The 17,718-nt window shown below is 61.2% G+C and carries 18 protein-coding genes; 11 read left to right on the plus strand and 7 right to left on the minus strand.

Annotated elements, in window-relative coordinates; genetic code table 11:
- Positions 1–4: 4 nt before the first annotated feature.
- Positions 5–808 carry a diaminopimelate epimerase gene (dapF, locus tag V0U79_RS10285; protein WP_330199419.1) on the minus strand — a complete coding sequence of 268 codons (804 nt, stop codon included), beginning with the start codon at positions 806–808 and terminating at the stop codon, positions 5–7.
- 84 nt (positions 809–892) lie between these two features.
- On the opposite strand from dapF, the gene V0U79_RS10290 reads away from it, so the two are divergent.
- Positions 893–3,088 carry a prolyl oligopeptidase family serine peptidase gene (locus tag V0U79_RS10290; RefSeq protein ID WP_330199420.1) on the plus strand — a complete coding sequence of 732 codons (2,196 nt, stop codon included), beginning with the start codon at positions 893–895 and terminating at the stop codon, positions 3,086–3,088.
- A 57-nt stretch (positions 3,089–3,145) separates the two neighbouring features.
- On the opposite strand, the gene V0U79_RS10295 is transcribed toward V0U79_RS10290, so the two are convergent.
- A complete protein-coding gene (locus V0U79_RS10295) occupies positions 3,146–4,039 on the minus strand; it encodes a hydrogen peroxide-inducible genes activator (protein WP_330199421.1) in 894 nt (297 codons plus the stop codon).
- A 132-nt stretch (positions 4,040–4,171) separates the two neighbouring features.
- Here V0U79_RS10295 and V0U79_RS10300 point away from each other — a divergent pair, with 132 nt between their 5' ends.
- The 5 genes from V0U79_RS10300 (at position 4,172) to V0U79_RS10320 (ending at position 7,851) form a co-directional block, all read left to right on the plus strand.
- Positions 4,172–4,723, plus strand: coding sequence for a peroxiredoxin (locus tag V0U79_RS10300; protein WP_373696467.1), 552 nt, complete (start codon positions 4,172–4,174; stop codon positions 4,721–4,723).
- A gap of 84 nt (positions 4,724–4,807) precedes the next feature.
- Positions 4,808–5,341: an alkylhydroperoxidase, AhpD family gene (ahpD, locus tag V0U79_RS10305; protein ID WP_330199423.1), complete on the plus strand. Its 534-nt coding sequence runs from the start codon at positions 4,808–4,810 to the stop codon at positions 5,339–5,341.
- A 176-nt stretch (positions 5,342–5,517) separates the two neighbouring features.
- Positions 5,518–5,826, plus strand: a complete 309-nt coding sequence (locus V0U79_RS10310) for a hypothetical protein (RefSeq protein ID WP_330199424.1) — start codon at positions 5,518–5,520, stop codon at positions 5,824–5,826.
- 63 nt (positions 5,827–5,889) lie between these two features.
- Complete coding sequence (locus V0U79_RS10315) at positions 5,890–7,164, plus strand: dicarboxylate/amino acid:cation symporter (RefSeq protein ID WP_330199425.1); 1,275 nt, start codon at positions 5,890–5,892, stop codon at positions 7,162–7,164.
- Positions 7,165–7,251: 87 nt separating this feature from the next.
- On the plus strand, positions 7,252–7,851 hold the full coding sequence (locus V0U79_RS10320; RefSeq protein WP_330199426.1) for a hypothetical protein: 600 nt from the start codon (positions 7,252–7,254) through the stop codon (positions 7,849–7,851).
- Here the strand turns inward: V0U79_RS10320 and V0U79_RS10325 are convergent.
- Entirely contained in the window at positions 7,848–10,058 is a 2,211-nt protein-coding gene (locus tag V0U79_RS10325) for a patatin-like phospholipase family protein (RefSeq protein WP_330199427.1), read from the minus strand. The two genes, V0U79_RS10320 and V0U79_RS10325, sit on opposite strands and share 4 nt — an antisense overlap.
- Positions 10,059–10,368: 310 nt before the next feature.
- On the opposite strand from V0U79_RS10325, the gene V0U79_RS10330 reads away from it, so the two are divergent.
- Entirely contained in the window at positions 10,369–10,821 is a 453-nt protein-coding gene (locus V0U79_RS10330; protein WP_330199428.1) for a hypothetical protein, read from the plus strand.
- A 104-nt stretch (positions 10,822–10,925) separates the two neighbouring features.
- Here the strand turns inward: V0U79_RS10330 and mscL are convergent, their stop codons facing one another.
- The gene (mscL, locus tag V0U79_RS10335) at positions 10,926–11,345 is read right to left on the minus strand and encodes a large conductance mechanosensitive channel protein MscL (RefSeq protein WP_330199429.1); all 420 of its coding nucleotides are present in this window, start codon (positions 11,343–11,345) and stop codon (positions 10,926–10,928) included.
- A gap of 275 nt (positions 11,346–11,620) precedes the next feature.
- Between mscL and V0U79_RS10340 the strand changes: the two genes are divergently transcribed.
- The gene (locus V0U79_RS10340) at positions 11,621–12,919 is read left to right on the plus strand and encodes a hypothetical protein (RefSeq protein WP_330199430.1); all 1,299 of its coding nucleotides are present in this window, start codon (positions 11,621–11,623) and stop codon (positions 12,917–12,919) included.
- 4 nt (positions 12,920–12,923) lie between these two features.
- On the opposite strand, the gene V0U79_RS10345 is transcribed toward V0U79_RS10340, so the two are convergent.
- Positions 12,924–13,442 carry a hypothetical protein gene (locus V0U79_RS10345; protein WP_330199431.1) on the minus strand — a complete coding sequence of 173 codons (519 nt, stop codon included), beginning with the start codon at positions 13,440–13,442 and terminating at the stop codon, positions 12,924–12,926.
- A gap of 292 nt (positions 13,443–13,734) precedes the next feature.
- Here V0U79_RS10345 and V0U79_RS10350 point away from each other — a divergent pair, with 292 nt between their 5' ends.
- Complete coding sequence (locus V0U79_RS10350) at positions 13,735–14,040, plus strand: hypothetical protein (RefSeq protein ID WP_330199432.1); 306 nt, start codon at positions 13,735–13,737, stop codon at positions 14,038–14,040.
- Here the strand turns inward: V0U79_RS10350 and V0U79_RS10355 are convergent.
- Positions 14,037–15,038: a M14 family metallopeptidase gene (locus V0U79_RS10355; protein ID WP_330199433.1), complete on the minus strand. Its 1,002-nt coding sequence runs from the start codon at positions 15,036–15,038 to the stop codon at positions 14,037–14,039. The two genes, V0U79_RS10350 and V0U79_RS10355, sit on opposite strands and share 4 nt — an antisense overlap.
- Positions 15,026–16,450 (minus strand): glutamate-cysteine ligase family protein, encoded by a 1,425-nt coding sequence (locus V0U79_RS10360; protein WP_330199434.1) that lies wholly within the window; start codon positions 16,448–16,450, stop codon positions 15,026–15,028. Before V0U79_RS10360 ends, V0U79_RS10355 begins: the two co-directional genes overlap by 13 nt.
- A gap of 132 nt (positions 16,451–16,582) precedes the next feature.
- Here V0U79_RS10360 and V0U79_RS10365 point away from each other — a divergent pair, with 132 nt between their 5' ends.
- Together V0U79_RS10365 and V0U79_RS10370 are read left to right on the plus strand one after the other, a co-directional pair.
- Entirely contained in the window at positions 16,583–16,936 is a 354-nt protein-coding gene (locus V0U79_RS10365) for a PadR family transcriptional regulator (RefSeq protein WP_330199435.1), read from the plus strand.
- A complete protein-coding gene (locus tag V0U79_RS10370; protein WP_330199436.1) occupies positions 16,929–17,486 on the plus strand; it encodes a DUF1700 domain-containing protein in 558 nt (185 codons plus the stop codon). The genes V0U79_RS10365 and V0U79_RS10370 overlap by 8 nt, the downstream gene beginning before the upstream one ends.
- Positions 17,487–17,718 lie beyond the last annotated feature (232 nt).

Genomic DNA, 17,718 nt, shown 5'->3' on the forward strand with positions numbered 1-17,718 from the left:
GATTTCACAGCTCCACTTCACCGTCCAGTTCGACCGGCCCGTCCAGCCAGACATGATTGTCCTGTTTCCAGTCTATCTGCAGCCGTCCGCCATCCACATCGACACGGCATTCTCGTTCGAGGAGATCGCGCCGGACACCGGCGACGACGGCCGCGGCGGCACCTGTGCCACAGGCTTTGGTCAGCCCGGCACCGCGTTCCCAGACCCTGAGGCGGATATGGTCGCGTGCCAGCACCTGAACGAAGCCGGCATTGACGCGTTCGGGAAATAGCGGGTCGTGCTCTATCCGCGGACCGAGGGTCTCGACAGGAAGGCCGTCGAGGGGGTCGATGAAGAAAACCGCATGCGGATTGCCCATGGAAACCGCGCCCGGCCGGCGCAGGCGATGGCCGTCCATCTCGATCTCATAGTCCAGCGCACGCGTGTCCATTTCGCGGGCCAGTGGAATGTCCCGCCAATCCGTATGCGCTTCTCCCAGATCAACGCTCATTCGGAAATCGCCAGTACGAATGGCGTCCGTTAAACCGTAAGCCGTATCGAGCCTTGCGCTCGCTGCATTGCTGGTCTCACAGAGATACCAGCCGGCGCACCTGGCGCCATTACCGCAAGCGCCGACCTCACCGCTGTCCCGGTTCCAGATCCGGTAGCGGGCATCTCCGTGTTCGCTGGGCTCCAGCTTCAGGACCTGATCGAATTCGTGCTTCTTCGCCCAGGCTGACAGACGTTCCGGCGTGATCCCGATATCGGTCGAGCGCGCATCGATCAGCAGGAAGGCATTTCCCGTCCCGTTCATCTTCAAGGCGCGCATCACAGCATCCTGTTGAGGGTTTAACTTGAAACGCGGCCCGCCCGCGCTAGGGATATCGTCAACGATATTTGGGGAGTGATCCACATGCTGCAACGCTTTTTGACCGCAACGGCTGCCGGCGCCCTGCTGGTCGCTTGTTCGCAACCGGCGACAGACACCGACACGACTGGGACCGGGAACGATATGACTGATGCTACCGATATGGAAGACGGGGCCGAGCGTAATATTGTCGAGATCGATCCGGCCAATGATCCGCGGGTCTGGCTGGAGGAAGTTGAAGGCGAGGAGGCGCTGGCCTGGGTTGAAGGCCAGAATGAGCGGACCTTCGAGCGTCTGACGGGCGATGAACGTTACCAGGGCCTCTACGATGCGGCGCTGGAGGTTTATCAGAGCAATGATCGCATCCCTTATGGCTCCTATCAGAACGGCTATATCTGGAATTTCTGGCGCGACGCGACCAACACTCACGGTCTCTGGCGCCGCACCAGCCTGGAAAGCTATCTCTCGGACAATACCGAGTGGGAAACCGTCCTTGATCTCGACGCCGTGGCCGAAGCCGAGGGTGTGAACTGGGTCTGGCAGGGCTCCAGCTGTCTGAGCCCGGATTATCGCCGCTGCATCATCACGCTGTCGGATGGCGGTCAGGACGCATCGGTCCGGCGCGAGTTCGATCTGGAAAGCCGGACTTTCGTTGAAGACGGTTTCGTATCCCCTGAAGCCAAGGGCGGGATCAGCTGGGTTGATGAAGACACGGTCCTGTTCGGTTTCGCGACCAGCGAGGAAAACTCCACCACGTCCGGTTACCCTGTATCGGTGTATCGCTGGGAACGTGGCACGGCCTGGGAAGACGCGACCGAAGTTCTGCGTGGTGATCGCGAGGATGTCGGCGTGTGGGGATTCCGCGTCGAGGACAATGCCGGCAATGTCTACATGATGGCTTCGGAGGCAGACACATTCTTCGAAACCACATGGTGGTATCTGCCGGATGAAGGCGAGCCCGTGAGCCTTCCCATCCCGGCCCGGTCCTCGATCTCGGGTCTTTACAACAATCAGCTCCTCTTCACGCTGGAAGAGGAATGGGATCGCGGCAATGGCGACGTCTTCCCGCAAGGCGCGCTTCTGTCGTTTGATTTCGGTGAATTTGCCAGGTCCGGCGAGATTGGCGACGTTGCTACGGTCTTTGTTCCCGGCCCGCGCCAGTCGATCGGCGGTATCGGGATCGCCAACGGCACCGTTCTGCTCCAGATCGATGACAATGTGACGGGTCAGCTATGGCGTTACGACACGCGCGATGGCGGATGGCAGGGAACCCGGATTCCGACGCCGGACAATTTGACGCTGGGCCTGTTCGGCACCAGTCCTCATCATAATCTCGCTTTCCTGAATGCAGAGGGCTTCCTGACCCCGGACTCCCTCTACATGGTGAATGTCCCCACCGGTAGTGTGACGCAGGTCGATTCAACGCCCGCCTGGTTCGATGATGAAAATCTGATCGTCGAGCAACTGGAGACGGCATCAACCGACGGTACGATGATTCCGTATTTCGTGGTTCGCCATCGCGACACCGTTATGGACGGAACAACGCCGACCCTGCTCTACGCCTATGGCGGCTTCCAGGTGTCGATCCAGCCCAGCTATTCGGGCGTTCGCGGCCGGCTCTGGCTGGAGCGTGGCGGGGCCTATGTCGTCGCCAATATCCGTGGTGGCGGCGAGTTCGGTCCGGCCTGGCACCAGGCGGGCCTGATGATGAATCGCCAGCGCATCTACGACGATCTGATCTCGGTCGCCGAACAGCTGATCGAGGACGGGCTGACCAGCCCCGATCATCTGGGCGTCTATGGCGGATCCAATGGCGGTCTTCTGACGGGTGTCATGTATACGCAGCGCCCGGACCTGTGGGGCGCGGTTGTGTCGGCTGTGCCGCTGCTCGACATGCTGCGCTATCATATGCTGCTCGCCGGTGCGTCCTGGATGGGGGAATACGGTGATCCGAATGATCCCGATGAAGGCGGCTTCCTGCGGACGATCTCGCCCTATCACAATGTCGATGCGAACGGAGAGTATCCGGAGATCTATCTCTACACCTCGACCAAGGATGACCGCGTCCATCCGGGCCATGCGCGCAAGATGGCGCATTTGCTCGAGGCGCTGGGCCATCCCTATCTCTATTATGAAAACACCGAAGGCGGGCACTCATCGGCGGCCAATCTGGCCGAGAGCGCGCGCCGTGATGCCTTGCTCTACACCTTCCTCAGCCAGCGGCTGATGGACAGCGAGTAGGGTTCGCTCCGATCCGAGAATGCAGAGCCCCCGGGGTCCAGCCCTGGGGGCTTTTTTCTAGATTATACCCTTCAGTGTTTCGGCGATCAGGCGGGCCTCGGTTTCGCGGGCCGAACCCTTGCGCCAGGCGATGCCGATTTCGCGGCCGATAATGGCCGGCGTGAAGGGTTTGACCGCCAGGTCAAGACCGTCCGTTACACCGCCCTCCACGGCGAGGCGCGGCAGGAGCGTGGCGCCGAGGCCGGATTTCACCATCTGCGCCAGCGTATGCAGGCTGGTGGCGGCAAAATCCGAGCGGGATGCGGCCGCGGAACAGACCGAAAGAGCATGGTCGCGCAGGCAGTGCCCGTCTTCCAGCATAAGTAGTTGCTCGTTCTCGAGATCGCTGACCGAGAGGGTCTGTTTTCCGGCTAGGGGATGTTTGGGCCCACAGGCAAACAGGAATTCGTCAGCCCCGACGCTCACCGCTTCAATGCCGGTGGCTTCATAAGGCAGGGCGATCAGCGCAGCGTCCAGATTGCGAGAGCGCAGTCCATCAAACAGGCGCTCGGTCAGATCCTCGCGCAGATAGAGTTGCAGCTTCTCGTGCGCGGCCGACAAGAGCGGCAACAGTTTCGGCAGAAGGAAAGGCGCGATGGTCGGAATGACGCCCAGACGGAAAGGCCCGCTCAGAGGCTCGCCGGCCGCCCTCGCGGCCTGCACCAGATCCTCGGCCTCCGCCAGTGTTTTCAGGGCGCGCTCGACGGCGGCTTCTCCAGCCGGCGTCAGCGTTGTGCCGCGGGCACCGCGCTCGACCAGCGTGACATTCAACGTGGTCTCGAGCTCCTTGATCGCAGCCGAGAGGGTGGGCTGGGTGACGTGGCAGGTCTCGGCAGCGCGCGAGAAATTACCTTCCTCGGCGAGCGTCACCAGGAAGCGCAATTGGCGGAGCGTGGGCAAATTCATGGTCATGACAAGTATCGATATACGCTATGGCAGACCAAAAAACAATTCATTGGATTTATGTTTCTTCCGCCGCCATATCGGTCGAACGATGCGGGCGGAAGTCCGTTCAATGAAACCAGATGAATGAGGTCAGTCATCATGATGGGAATTGGCGAAAAACTCCCCGAATTCGAAATCACCGGTGTGAAGCCGGGCTTCATGCAACATGAAGAAAATGGTGAAAGTGCTTTTGAGGCCGTCACGCAGGACAGCTTTGAAGGCAAGTGGAAGATCATTTTCTTCTATCCGAAGGACTTCACCTTCGTGTGCCCAACCGAGATCAAGGCATTTGCCGATCTGAACGAGGAATTTGCTGACCGTGATGCCGTCGTGCTGGGCGGATCGGCCGACAACGAGTTTTGCAAGCTGGCCTGGCGCCGCGACCATCCGGACCTGGACAAGTTGCCGATCTGGCAATTTGCGGACACGACCGGCTCACTGATCGATGCGCTGGGTGTGCGCTCTGACGAAGGTGTTCCGCTGCGCGCAACCTTCATTGTCGATCCGCACAATGTGATCCAGCACGTCTATGTCACTAATCTGAATGTCGGCCGCAATCCGGAAGACACGCTGCGTGTCCTCGATGCGCTGCAGACTGATGAGCTCTGCCCCTGCAATCGTGCTGTGGGCGGTGAAACCCTGGCCGCGTAACCCATCGCGACCTGACCGGAGGCACGCCGGGCTTCCTCCCCCTTTGCCCGGCGTGCCTTTCCGACCCCAACAAGGAGATCTGTCATGAGCCTTGAAGCGCTCAAATCGGAAGTCCCGGAATATGCCAAGGATCTGAAGCTCAACCTGTCGAGTCTGGCGCGGGAAACTGTTCTCGATGATCAGAAGAAATGGGGCGCCTTCCTGGCCGCAGCCCATGCAACCGGCGTTCGTCCGGTGCTGAAGGCGATTGAAGGCGAAACCGCTGACAAGCTATCGCTTGAAGCCCGCTCGGCAGCCAAGGCGGCGGCAGCGATCATGGGCATGAACAATGTCTATTATCGCTTTGTGCATCTGGCATCAGCCAAGGATTACAAAACCCTGCCTGCCAAGCTGCGCATGAATGTGATTGCCAATCCGGGCGTCGACAAGGCTGATTTCGAGCTGTGGTCGCTCGTCGTGTCCGCGATGAATGGTTGTGGCGCCTGTATCGACAGTCACGAAGCCGAGCTGCGCAAGCATGGTGTGTCGGCCGAGCAGATCCAGGCCGCGGTGCGGATTGCATCCACCGTTAATGCGATTGCCTGTGTGATCGAATCCGAGAACGCGATTGCTGCCTGATCCGTATACTGTGCAACAGTTTTGTGAAATCAGAGGCGGCCTCCGGGCCGCCTTTTTTCTACTTTTTTCTTTTCTGGATTCCGGTCCGGTCACGCACGGTTTCCATTTTCATATTTTAATCAATTTTTTATCCGGCGTTTTGACTCTGTAAAACAATTCCGTATAGTCACTAAATTATGAGCCAGATGGAAGCAGCATACTCGATCGGAAGGTCGTCAAAACGTGACCAGGAGAGGGGTGGAAGCGCGGCCAGCGCCAGCCATTATTTCTCCCGGAACACGATGCGCGTGGCGAATGCCTATCGTGATGTCCGATGGCGCCGTCTGGCCTGCCAGTCCGGAATCGCGCTGCTTCTGATGTCGGCGGCCCTGGCACCGGCCGGCGGCAATCTGGCCGTGCTTCTCTGGCTGGGTGGTCTCGGCCTGGCGGCCTGCACTGCCTATACCTCCGTGATGAAGCTCCTGGACGCCGCACGCCGTCATTGACGCACAATGAAGCTTGCCTAGTCTGCCGTCCGAAATAGTTGATCGGCGGGGAGGCCGCGCATCATGAAATGGTGGTTCGGAATTACGCTCTGGAAGCGCGTGCTGGGCGCGCTGGTCCTGGGCATCGTCTTCGGCCTGGCTGTCCAGCAATTCATGGGCGAGGGCGGAGAAGGATTCCTGGAAAGCTATATCCGGCCCTATGGCGATATCTTCATCGCCCTGATCCGGATGATGATTGTACCGCTGATCTTCACCACGCTTGTGGCGGGTGTCGTGGCCATGAAGGAGCCGGCCAAGCTGGGAACGCTGGGCCTAATGACGGTCGGCCTCTATCTGGTGACGACCTTCTTTGCCAATGTCATCGGTCTTGTTTTCGGGACGATCATGCGGCCGGGTGCCGGCGCAGCCGAAGCGCTTTCCGGCGCTACACCGGAAGCCATATCGCAGACCGCCCCTTCGGGTTGGGACCGGATACTGGAAATCATTCAGAACCCGGCTGCCGCGATGGCCGATGCCAATATTCTGGCGATCATCTTTTTCGCGCTGCTGTTCGGAATCGGCATTCTGCTGGCCGGTGAAAAAGGCGATCTTGTTGGCAAGTTCTTCGAAAGCGCTTCCGAGGCTGTGCTGAAAGTCACGGCCATTGTCATGGAGTTTGCGCCCTTCGGTGTTTTCGCCCTGATCTCTTACACGACCGTGGCGTATGGCATCGAAGCCTTCCAGTCGATTTTCTGGCTGATCCTGACGGTTTATCTGGGCCTGTTCGTTCATGTGATCCTGATATATGGTGGCCTGATCAAGGTCATTCTGAGACTGCCTGCCATCCGCTTCTTCCGCGGGATATTCGATGCCCAGGCGGTGGCCTTCTCGACCGCATCGAGTTCGGCGACCCTGCCGGTGACCATCACCAATGCGCGCCGGAATCTCGGTGTGAAAAAGGGTGTGGCAGGTTCGGTTCTGCCGCTGGGCGCGACCATCAACATGGATGGCACGGCGCTCTATCTGGGTATTCTCGCATTGTTCGCCGCTCAGGCTTTCGGGATCGAGCTGACCCTCGCCAATTATTTCATGATCGCGCTGACCGCCGCCATCGTCTCGATCGGCGCGGCCGGGATCCCGTCGGCCTCGCTGTTTTTGCTGGCGACCGTGCTCAGCACGTTCGGCGCATCGCCGGAACAGATCGCTCTGGTTGTCGGCTTCATCCTGCCCGTTGACCGCGTGATGGACATGGCGCGCACAGTCGTGAATGTCACCGGCGATGCCGCCGTTGCGACGACCGTGGCCAAATGGGAAGGCGAGCTGGACGAGGAAACCTTCCGCGATCCCGCGACGATCTGACCGGCCCTCTTCATCCGGTTACCCGCCGGGCGTCAAACCCGGCCGGCCGCCACGTTCTGGCCCCATTCCATCCGCAATCTCTGATCTATGGGATGGGTTCGCTTTGTTCTGGCCGCTTTGGCCTTGCCATTGGTGGTTGCCGGGTTCTGGCTGGTTTTTTCCTGGCAGAGCCAGGATGTGCCTGATGCCGATATCCCGATCCTGATTTCCCAGCCGCCAACCTCTTGCGAGACGCTGCAATCGAGCGCCGTGGCTTTCACGCTGCGCGCCGAGCGGCGGCTGGAAGCGGCGCCGGCGGAAGCCTATGCTGCCGCGGCGGATGCAGTCGTGGCCTCCGAGCTGGCGGCCATTGTCTGCGCCCCCGAGGACTGGGCGGATGCCAAGCTGCGCACCCGCCCGCCGGAATTGCGGCAGGCTGCCTATCGCCGGCTGGCCACCGGCTCGATCCGCGATCTGGATGCTGCCTGTGCCGCCATGGACGAAAGCTTCCTGGCAGACGGATCAATCGAGGCCCTGTTGCAGGCCACAGGGCAGGCCGGATTTGCCAACAGCCTGAAAGAACAATCCGAAGCTTTTGTCTGCAGTGACCGGCCACGCTACCGGATCGGACCGGAGCGGCCGCAGGGCGGTGGCGGTCAGGAGGAGCACTATTCGCAGCTGAGCTGGACAGACCCGTCAGTCCTCTAGAACTCCCGCCCGATATAGACAAAGACCGTCTGGTCGCCGTGCTGCCCATACCCATAGCCGAAGAAGGCCGGGCCGATCAGCGTGTTGACCGCGGCATAGCCGGTCAGCGATGAGGTGTGACCGTAAAATATGCCGTCACTGCCCAGATCGAGTGTGAAATCGCCATATTCCGCCAGTACGCCGACCCAGATCGGGATCGCCCCGACGGCGTCGGACGGGGTCAGTCGGCGATAGGCCTCGATGCCAACCAGCGAATAGTCATTATTCGGCAGTTGCCGCTCGCCAATGGCCGTCAGATTGCGGAACCCGCCGAGGAAGAAAAGGGATTCGAGCGTATTGCCCTGATCTTCGGAGCTGCCGACTTCGCCGCTTACACTGACGCCCCAATCGCCAAACGAAAAAGCCTGCTGAGCGCGGACCTGATAGACCTCATAGACGTCATCAAACGGATCCACATCGACAAGGTCGGCGACCCAGCGATAGCCAATATCAATGGCCTGCCCCCGGGTCGGGAAATCGGGATGATCAAGCGTGTCCAGTTCGAACTCGACACCCAGAATGGCCGTTTCCAGATCGACATCGCCGCCATCGGGTATCCACTCGAACTTGGTGTCATATTCGCCATTCCGGTATTCGGAATGCACGGAAATCCGTCCAAAGCGCCCAAAATCGCGCCCGATACGGCCGCCGGCAAATCGCCGTGTCATCCAGTACTGATCAATCCGGACACCTCCGATATCAAGGGCCAGCGGCTGCCCGGTATAGCCGCCTTCGACAAGATAGAAGAAGCGGCCACCGCGGCCGAAAGGCTGCAGCCATTCAGCACTGATCTCGATGTCCGAACCGATGGCGCCGTTCAGCGAGAACTGGGCACCGGAAGCATTCACCGGAGACCGGGTGTAGCGCGCCCGCAGCACATAGCGGGAATCCTGCTCGAAGGAACTGGAAAGCGTGATGCCGGCCTGGAATAGATTACGGCCAAGGGGGCGTTCCTCCGTGCGGAGCGTCAGCGTACCGTCGGTTTCGAATCCGGCATCGATCGCGCCGAACGTATCGAGCCCGGCAACCTCGATCAGGCCCTCGCGGATGTCCTGACGGGTCACGCTGTCGCCGGGGTGGATGCCGAACCGGTCGGAGATGATGGCGTCGGAGACGATGGTTTCATTGTCGATCCGGACATTGGTGACGGTGCGGGCGCCGCCAGTGAAGCGCGCCGCGATGGCATCGGGACGATGGAGCGGCGGCGCTGCCATCGCAGCAATCTCGCGCATCCGCTCGCGGTAGGGCTCCGCGGCAGCCAGGCCGCTTTCAAACCCTTCGCCCGCCCGCTCGAAAGCCCCGGTGGCCAGGCCGGTCAGGTCAGGCCGGATAAGGATGTCGCGCTCCGTCAGCAATTCTGCCTGTTCGGTGCGATTCAGCCAGACCTGGACCTGGACCAGTTGCTGGGCCACCTGCACCACGGACGGGTTGGCTGGTGGCGGGCCGGGTTCCACCGTGGTGTCCACCACGATGATGATGTCCGCGCCCATCTCGCGGGCGACATCGACCGGTAATTGCTTTGACATGCCGCCATCGATCAGCAGCCGGCCATCGATCTCGCGCGGATCGAACAGGCCGGGCACCGACATGGAGGCCAGCATGGATTCGACGATGTCGCCGTCTCCCAGAACCACGGCCTGACCGGTCCCCAGATCAGTGGCCACGGCCCGGTAGGGGATGGGCAGATCGTCGAAGTCGAAGTCCGGCGGCGCCTCGTCCAGCAGGTCGCGGTAAAAGCCCTGAAGGCCACGCAGCGTGGTGACGCTGGACGGCAAAATCAGCCCGTTTTCACCCCAGCCGGCGATATAATCGGAATAGTATTCGTCCTGCCGGTCCTTCTCGCGATAGGGCAAATTCTCGCGGCCGAGCGTGTTTGTGATGAGTTGCGGCCAGTCGGCGGTTTCAAACTCGTGGCGCATCTCGTCCGGAGACCAGCCGGCCGCATAGAGCCCGCCGACCACCGACCCCATTGATGTGCCGACAATGCAATGGACCGGAACGCCTTCTTCCTCGAGCGCGCGGATCACGCCGATATGCGTGTTGGCAAAGGCCCCACCGCCGGAAAGAACAAGCCCGATATCCGCGCCGTCGGCATCGTCATTGTCACAGGCCCAGACCGGTGCGGTCAGACATGCGGCGGCGGCTATTCCTGCCAGAACCCGTTTCATCGCAACTCCCCCTCGCATTAACCATAACCCCGGAAAGCGGACGAGGAAAACCGGGCGGAAGGGGGCGGCGTGGATAATATCTCCGATCGGCGGATTTCGTCTCCTACTACTACTCCTACTACTCCTAAGGCTCCTGCAGTTCCGGTATCCGCGCGCCCGGTCATGAGTGCCCCGGCTTTCGGAGCCGGACAGAATGCCCTCATTTCAACCTGCGTGGACCGATTTGTCTTGCACGGCTGTCCCCACGCCATAGTCTTCCCGTCTCAATGGGACACCGCTGGCTTCGCCATCGGGAAAATCGGGAGTTTTCATGAAATGCAGTCTTGCAGCGGCCGCCCTTGCGGCCGTGACAGCGTCATCAGCGCTGGCCGACGAGGTCTGGACCGACCCGTTCGGAGACCGGCTAATCTATTCCAGCGAGACCGGCACGATTGCGGTTTTCCAGGCGCCGCATGGCGAATGGATCTATGTCGAGGCGCTGGCGGGGAATTACAGCGACCGCACCGGCACATTCACCGGATACTGGATGATCCCCGAGGGGGATGCCGATGAGGAGATGTTCAGCTGCGCGTCGCAGCGTTCCTTTCCCGGCAGCGGCCCGACACATTACTGGGGGCCCATCGAGATCGATTTCGACCAGCCCGGCTTTCCGACAGCGCTGACGCTGCGCCGCGGATTCTGCGATGATCTGACCGGCGAATATGCGGGCGAGCTCACCGGCACCTGGAATGATACCCGCTATCATCCGATCGTGGGGCAATAGCGCTCCGGATTGCCTTTCCGCAAATAAACCCCGTCACCCTCCGGCCTGCCTGCTCTCGCGCAGGCAAGCCGGACGATGACGCATGGCATGCAACAGACCCGCCGCTAGCCCTTCTTCGCCAGCAGGTCGCGGATCTCTTCCAGCAGCACCTGTTCCTTCGGCGGTGCCGGCGGCTCGGCGGGGGCTTCTTCCTTTTTCTTCTGCATGTTGTTCATGCCCTTGATGATCATGAACAGGGCAAAAGCCAGGATCAGGAAGGCGATCACATTATTGATGAACATGCCATAATTGATCGTCGCGGCGCCGGCTTCCTGTGCCGCGGCCAGAGTGGCGTATTCGCCATCACCCAGCGTGATGAAGAGATTGGTGAAATCCACCCCGCCCAGCATCAGGCCCAGTGGCGGCATCAGGATGTCGTCCACCAGAGAGCGGACAATGGTTGAAAACGCGCCACCGAGAATAAAGCCGACCGCCAGGTCGACCACATTGCCGCGCATGGCAAAGTCCTTGAATTCCTTGAGCATGATTGCCTCCCCAATAATGACAGGATTGTAACATTTTGCATCGGGCTGTCATGCGGAAAGTGGGCGGGGTTTTGTGCTTGCCTTTGCCGGTATTCACAATCGTCATCCCGGACAGGCGGCTGCCTGATCCGGGACCCATTCCGGAACGTTGATATTATGGACGGGATCCCGGGTTCGCGCTGAGGCGCGCCCCGGGATGACGAATGATTTGAACCGGAACCCGTCCCTGCCGAATCCCGCGCGACAGGTATGGAAATACCCGCTAGGGTTGGGGTATGAGTGTTCTGGCATTCCTGTTCCGGATGATCTTGCGGCTCGGCCTGTGGCTGATGGCGCTGGTGGGCGTGCTGGCGATTGCGGGTGTGTTTCTTTGGTTCGATATGAACCGGGTCTATCCGGACGAGACGCGTTATCTGGCCGCGATCAATCGGGAGGCATCTTCAGTTCTCTATTCACCCGGCGGAGATATCGATTGTGATGCTGTGATCTCCGCGCTCAACCGTTACGCCGCGCTGGGTTCCGGTGACGCTCTGATCTCGGCAGCCCATCTGAACGATTTCGGGGAATGTGGTGAGATCGAAGGCGGCGATGCCAGGATCGGTATGATGATCAACGATTTCCAATTGAGGGAAGAAGGCGGCCTTTGGGAACGCGCAATGCGTTATCGGAACCGGTTGATCTACTCGACCGGTCTGTTCGGAGACCGCCGGTTCTGGCTGCGGCGGCTGGCGCTGGTACGATGCGAAAATTTATACGCTGAGCCACCGCTTCACGCGGTTTTCGATGACGGGACAGTCTGGTCGCTTGGCTATACAGAAATCGTGCAGCGAGCCGTGTTGTACCGATACCAGTGCAATCAGGATCTCTATCAGCTGGGTCTGGAATACATCAATGACCCCGATCCGGAGATCCGCCGCATGGCGGGCTCCATCCTGCAGAGCGCCGCTTGGCAGGGAGATGCCAACGCGCGTTGGTGGCGGTTGCGGGTGCTCCCCACGCTTGATGCCGAAAGCATCGGCCACATCGAATTCGAACCCGCCGGGATGGATATTCCGACAGAATGCGAGGCGGCCGGCGATCCTTATGGAGACGGCGATATCGTCAGGGAGATCGCCGCATACGGCCAATCAGACGCCATAGATGAGTGGATGCAGCGAGGGCCTCTGCAAGAACCTGATGCGTATGGAGTTTGCATGATGGAGGGCTCCGGCGCTGCTTCGCAAGAATGGCGCGGCGGATATGACACACCCTTCTGGTATGCCGTGACGGCTGTGCGTTCACAGAATGAAACGGGCTTGGCGCGCCTTGGAGAAATCGGTGCACTGATCGGGCCGGAATGCCTCCGCCGGGCGCAACAACTTGGCGAAGCGCTTGGCGAAATTTCTCTTCCTGTGCTGGAGCCACGCCCCGATATTCGCGAGATGATTATCGACTCGATTGATTGCCAGCCAGAGGGTTTGCGAAGCGAAACCGCCTACCATACGGGCTTTGACGATGACGAAATTGGCTACATACCGCCGGAACTGATGCTGTTCCCAACCTACGACCCGCCCTTCCGCCGCGTCGCGGACTGAGGACTCAACACCGGTCCACGAGCACACTCACATCCCTTCCGAGATTGCCGCCGGAATAGGTGTAGCGGAAGCTGGCACCATCGCGGACCATCTGCGCGGTCAGCGCATTGTCGCAGGTATTGGGCGGGGCATTGTCTGCCGCCCAGCGCTGCAACGCATTGGCCGTCACGCCCGGATCGATCATGGTGTAGTGGAGCTCGATTTCCAGCCCGTTGCGGCTGGCCCGGTCCATGATGGTGGAATTGTTGATCGCCTGCGGCAGCTGGGCGCTCAGCGTGGTCACATAGTATTCGACGCGATCGCTTAACGGCGCATCGGCGGGGAAGCCGGCCGGTCCTGACGTTGCGGGCTCTTCCTCCTTGGCGGGCTCGCCGGCAGAGGCGGCGGTGACGTCCTGTGTCTCTGCAGGCGGTGTTGATGCGGCGTCTTCATGGCTGGCGGTCTCGTCCGGTGTGTCTGCCGGGCCCGAACAGGCGGTCAGCAGAAGCGAGCCGATGAAAAGCATGGATGTGCGTTGGATCATGAGATGGTCCCTCCCGTGTGATTTTACTCTAGGCGCGGCGGCGGGCCCGGCGAAGGGCGCAAATAGCCGCAGTCATTTTAAGGTTTTATGCAGGTCGGGATGACTGACCTTCCCTCCCCCTGTGTGGGGAGGGGTAGGGGTGGGGGCATCCAGATATCACCCCACCCTGACGGCTGCGCCGTCTTCCCTCCCCATCAAGGGGAGGGGAAGCGCGTGGCCCTCCCCCCGCAAGCAGGGGGAGAAAACCAAACCGCGCTGGTTCACGTATCACCCTGCAAAGGAGAGACGCACCATGATCATCTGGCGGATATGTATAGCCCTCGGCGGGCTGGCGCTGGGCGCGCTGATTGCGCTGGCGTTTGCGGACGGAGATTTCGGCGCGGCCGGGGCCTGGCTGATGGCCGATCCCTGGGGACAGGTGACACTGGCCGATCTCTATCTCGGCTTTTTCTTCCTGGCGCTGGTGATCGCCCTGTTCGAGCGCCAGCCCCTGCGCGCCGCATTCTGGATCGTGCCGCTGCCCTTTCTCGGGAATGTCTGGGCGGCGATCTGGCTGGTGCTTGCCCTGCCGGAGCTGGCCAGGCGTTTGAAGCCCTAGGCTTTTTCCATCAGATAGCCGAGACAATCGGCGCGAATGGCGGTCTCGTTGACGGTCAGCATGGCAGGCGTGAAATCCCGGGTCAGCAATAGCCGGTCGCCCTCGCGGCGGAAAACGTCTTCGGTGACATCACGGCCATCATCATCGCAGACCCGCACCACATCCTTGCCATTCAGGAGACGGGCAAAGGTCGACCCCGCGGGGCGGTCAAAGAAATTCCATTTCTCCAGGCTGGCGGGCAGCTCGATATCGCCCGCCGCACCATGTTCGAAAACAATGGCGGCGTCCGGGTCGATCTCGATGCGGCCGGTCACCCTGTAGACGTCGAGATCGAGATCGGCCTCGCCGCGCCAATGGTCGATATGCAGGGCATCGAGGATGAGGTTGAAGGCCGCCTCTTCATTGGCGGCGATACCCGAATGGCCGCATTCCGCCGTGATCGCCGGGCAGAAATCCGACAGGGCTTCCGACAGGGTTCCGGGCGGGTTGCGCGTCCACATGGCGTGGGCGGCAAACAGGCTGGTCAGCTGGAGATCGGGTGCGCGGCGCTCATGCACGAGGGCATAGAGCGGGTTGGCGCCGGTATTATTGTGCAGATCGATGGCGGCAAAGGGCCTTGCGGCGCGCGCCTCGGCCAGCACCCGCGCGGCCAGTGCGTGTTCGGGCGTATCGCCGCCCTTCCAGATGCGATTGTAGTCGGGCCGTCCCGGCACCATGCGCTTTTGCTGTTCCGCCGCGCGGACATTGCCGATGAAGATCAGCAGGGAACGGGGCAGGGGATGATGCGTCATCCAGGCTTGCAGCTTCTTCAGTGCCTCCCAGCCGACAGTTTCATTGCCGTGGATCAGGGCAGAGACAAAAAGCGGATCCTTCTGGCGCCCCTCCAGTGTGATCAGCGTGCTTTCCGGGAAAAGCGTGCGGACGTCCCGTGCCGCCGTGCGCGCCATGGCGCCGGGCAATTGGTCCATCCGGTCCAGCCGCAAGTCTAGATCCGCCATGTATGTACGGGCCGCCCTTTCTGCTGGTTGTCATAATAGGCGGCGACGAGGCCCTGAAAATCCCGGCCATGACAATTGACCCAGTTGCGCTGCCATGCGGCGCCATTCTGGCCGGTTCTGGCGCGGCCGCGAATGGGCTCCAGGGCAGCGCGCGCCTCGTTGTCCGGCACGCCGGCATCGACCAGCCCCTGACGGGCCTCGCCGATCAGCCGGTCATGGATGAGGCGCTGGATGTCATGGGTTTCGCCATCAATCCACTGGATTCTGGCCCCCAGCCCCCGCCGGGCGCTGGCATAGAAATTCCCGCGTGCGGTGGAAAATTCCATGCCCATATCAGGGGGAGAGTCGAGCCCGGCGAGGTGTCGCGTAAGACCGATGAAGAAGGCGGCATTGGCCACCATGTCGGCGGCGGTCGGACCGGCGGGTGTGACCCGGTTCTCGATCCGCAGGTGTGGCGTGCCCGTGGCATCACCGCCGATAATGGGACGGTTCCAGCGCCACAGCGTGCCGTTCTGCAGCTTGAAGTGACGCAGTTTTTCCTGCGGCGCATCCTCGATGATCGGCAACAGCGCGTCATGACCGTCGAGATTTTCCAGGAAGAGCTCAAGAAAACTCTCGCGCAGCCATTTTGCGCCGAAGGTGACGCGTCCAATCTTTGCCCCGTCGCGGCTTCGGAAACTGTCGATCCCGATGGCCTGTTCGAAGGCCGGGATGCGGGTCTCCTCCCATAGCCGGCGGCCATAGAGAAAGGGCGAGTTGGCGGACAGCGCGACCAGCGGTGCCGAGACGATCTGGGCGGCATTGTAAATCCGCGCTTCCTCGCCCGGATTGACGGTGAGATGGGTCTGCAGCGAGGTGCAGGCGGCCTCGATCATCAGATGGTTCTGGGCCAGTTCCAGTGTTTCGCGGCGGGAGATGTCGACTTTTGTCGGTGTGCCGCGCTTCTCCATGACCCGCTCGTTCAGCGCCTTGTAGCGATTGGACGGGGTCATCGTGTCCAGTGACAGCATGTCCTGGATCAGGGTGGGCGGCATGCCGATCATCAGCGGTTTCAGGGAGAGGCTGGCGGCTGCCGCCTCGCAATCCGCCCACAGCGCGTCGATCTGGTTCTTCAGCTTCGGCAGGCCGCCGGGCAGGCTGTGCGGATCCAGATTGAGCTCGAAATTGAAGCGGGCCAGCTCGTGGGTGACCAGAGGCTCGTCCAGCTTGTCAAGGAAGGCCTCGTTTTCAGGCGCCGGCAGCCAGTTGTCATCGACCAGCCAGGCCTCGACCTCGGCGCCCAGCATGGGCGGATCAAAGGTTTCGAAGCGCTGATCGCGATAGAGCTGGGAGACCAGGCGCGTCTCCGCGCGCAGGCGCTTTGTGAACGCCTGTTCGTCGACATATTCGCGGGTGTCGAGCTCCTGCCCCATAAGACCCTCCGATTGACAAGGTTACAGGGCGTTTTTCGGCCCGCACAGGCGGCGGAACGCCGCAATTAGATCAGCTATTGTGTTATACACAGTAGTCTGCTATTGTGTGTCACACACTAGCGGAGACTGACCGTGAAACAAGACGTCAAAACCGAGACCAGCGCGCAGTGGCGCCGCGGCGTTCTGGAGATGTGCGTGCTGCGGCTGCTGAGCGAGGCACCGGACTATGGTTATGAGATCGTGGTCCGCCTGAGCCGGCTGGGCACACTCGCGGCGGGAGAGAATACCGTCTACCCGATCCTGAGACGGCTGAAGAAGGATGGCGTTGTCACCACCTTCCAGCAGGCGTCTCCGGCCGGCCCACCCCGCCAGTATTACAAGCTTACCGATGCCGGCACGGCGCGGCTGGCCACGCTGAAAGCCGAGTGGCGCGAACTTGCACAGGCCGTTGAAGCCTGTCTTGAAGATGGAGATTCCCATGACTGACACCAATCCCGCGATCGAGGCCTATCTCGGCAAATTCCGCAAAGCGCTCGGCGCGTTCAACTATGATGACCGCGAGGGCCTGACCGGCGATGTCCGCGAGCATATCGAGGAGGCGGTCGCCTCCGGCCAGTCCGCCGACGCCGTCCTGCGGGCGCTGGGACCGGCGCACATGCTGGCCAAGGCCTATGCCATCGAGCTCGAATTGTCCCATCGTGATGAACAGGCCGCCGGATGGTTCACCAGGGCCGCGCGTATCTTCGGCTATCTGGCTGTGGGCAGTATTCTCACCCTCACCATCGGTGTGGCGCTGGCCTCCTTCGGCTTTGCCCTGACCCTGTCGGGCATGGCCATGCTGGTGATCGGCATGACCGAAGCCGTCGGCATTCATTTGCCGGGCGTTCAGATGGCTGGCGTGGCGCCGGGTTATGTGATCGCGGCCGCGCCGGTCATGTTCGGTCTCGGCGTTGTTTCCCTCTGGGGGCTCTATGGATATTGCCGCTGGCTGATCCGGGGGCTGCGCAACCTGATCCCGGCCCGCCTGGCCGCCTGACATTCCTTGACTTTCCGGCGGCGGGCGCGTATTGCCCGCCGCTCACACACGCAAGCAGGGATGCTTGCCTTGACCGGTGCGATGACACCGGCGAGGTCCCGCGGTCGGCGAAGGCTCGCTCACCGGGGTAGTATTTCCTGTGGCTTGTTGGCGTGATCCTTCGAGGCTGGCATGACCGCCGGCTTTTCCTCCCCCGTTTACGGGGGAGGTGGCAGCGAAGCTGACGGAGGGG

This window comes from Hyphobacterium lacteum, from assembly GCF_036330345.1.
In the GTDB taxonomy this organism is placed as follows: Bacteria; Pseudomonadota; Alphaproteobacteria; order Caulobacterales; family Maricaulaceae; genus Hyphobacterium; species Hyphobacterium lacteum.

Excerpts from the sequence above, each read along its gene's own strand:
- V0U79_RS10300 (WP_373696467.1), top strand. The coding sequence starts at position 4,172 with ATGATGGGAATTGGCGAAAAACTCCCCGAATTCGAAATCACCGGTGTG.
- V0U79_RS10290 (WP_330199420.1), top strand. The coding sequence starts at position 893 with ATGCTGCAACGCTTTTTGACCGCAACGGCTGCCGGCGCCCTGCTGGTC.
- V0U79_RS10325 (WP_330199427.1), bottom strand. The coding sequence starts at position 10,058 with ATGAAACGGGTTCTGGCAGGAATAGCCGCCGCCGCATGTCTGACCGCA.
- V0U79_RS10310 (WP_330199424.1), top strand. The coding sequence starts at position 5,518 with ATGAGCCAGATGGAAGCAGCATACTCGATCGGAAGGTCGTCAAAACGT.
- V0U79_RS10340 (WP_330199430.1), top strand. The coding sequence starts at position 11,621 with ATGAGTGTTCTGGCATTCCTGTTCCGGATGATCTTGCGGCTCGGCCTG.
- ahpD (WP_330199423.1), top strand. The coding sequence starts at position 4,808 with ATGAGCCTTGAAGCGCTCAAATCGGAAGTCCCGGAATATGCCAAGGAT.
- V0U79_RS10315 (WP_330199425.1), top strand. The coding sequence starts at position 5,890 with ATGAAATGGTGGTTCGGAATTACGCTCTGGAAGCGCGTGCTGGGCGCG.
- V0U79_RS10350 (WP_330199432.1), top strand. The coding sequence starts at position 13,735 with ATGATCATCTGGCGGATATGTATAGCCCTCGGCGGGCTGGCGCTGGGC.
- V0U79_RS10360 (WP_330199434.1), bottom strand. The coding sequence starts at position 16,450 with ATGGGGCAGGAGCTCGACACCCGCGAATATGTCGACGAACAGGCGTTC.
- V0U79_RS10345 (WP_330199431.1), bottom strand. The coding sequence starts at position 13,442 with ATGATCCAACGCACATCCATGCTTTTCATCGGCTCGCTTCTGCTGACC.
- dapF (WP_330199419.1), bottom strand. The coding sequence starts at position 808 with ATGCGCGCCTTGAAGATGAACGGGACGGGAAATGCCTTCCTGCTGATC.
- V0U79_RS10355 (WP_330199433.1), bottom strand. The coding sequence starts at position 15,038 with ATGGCGGATCTAGACTTGCGGCTGGACCGGATGGACCAATTGCCCGGC.
- V0U79_RS10330 (WP_330199428.1), top strand. The coding sequence starts at position 10,369 with ATGAAATGCAGTCTTGCAGCGGCCGCCCTTGCGGCCGTGACAGCGTCA.
- mscL (WP_330199429.1), bottom strand. The coding sequence starts at position 11,345 with ATGCTCAAGGAATTCAAGGACTTTGCCATGCGCGGCAATGTGGTCGAC.
- V0U79_RS10295 (WP_330199421.1), bottom strand. The coding sequence starts at position 4,039 with ATGACCATGAATTTGCCCACGCTCCGCCAATTGCGCTTCCTGGTGACG.
- V0U79_RS10370 (WP_330199436.1), top strand. The coding sequence starts at position 16,929 with ATGACTGACACCAATCCCGCGATCGAGGCCTATCTCGGCAAATTCCGC.
- V0U79_RS10320 (WP_330199426.1), top strand. The coding sequence starts at position 7,252 with ATGGGATGGGTTCGCTTTGTTCTGGCCGCTTTGGCCTTGCCATTGGTG.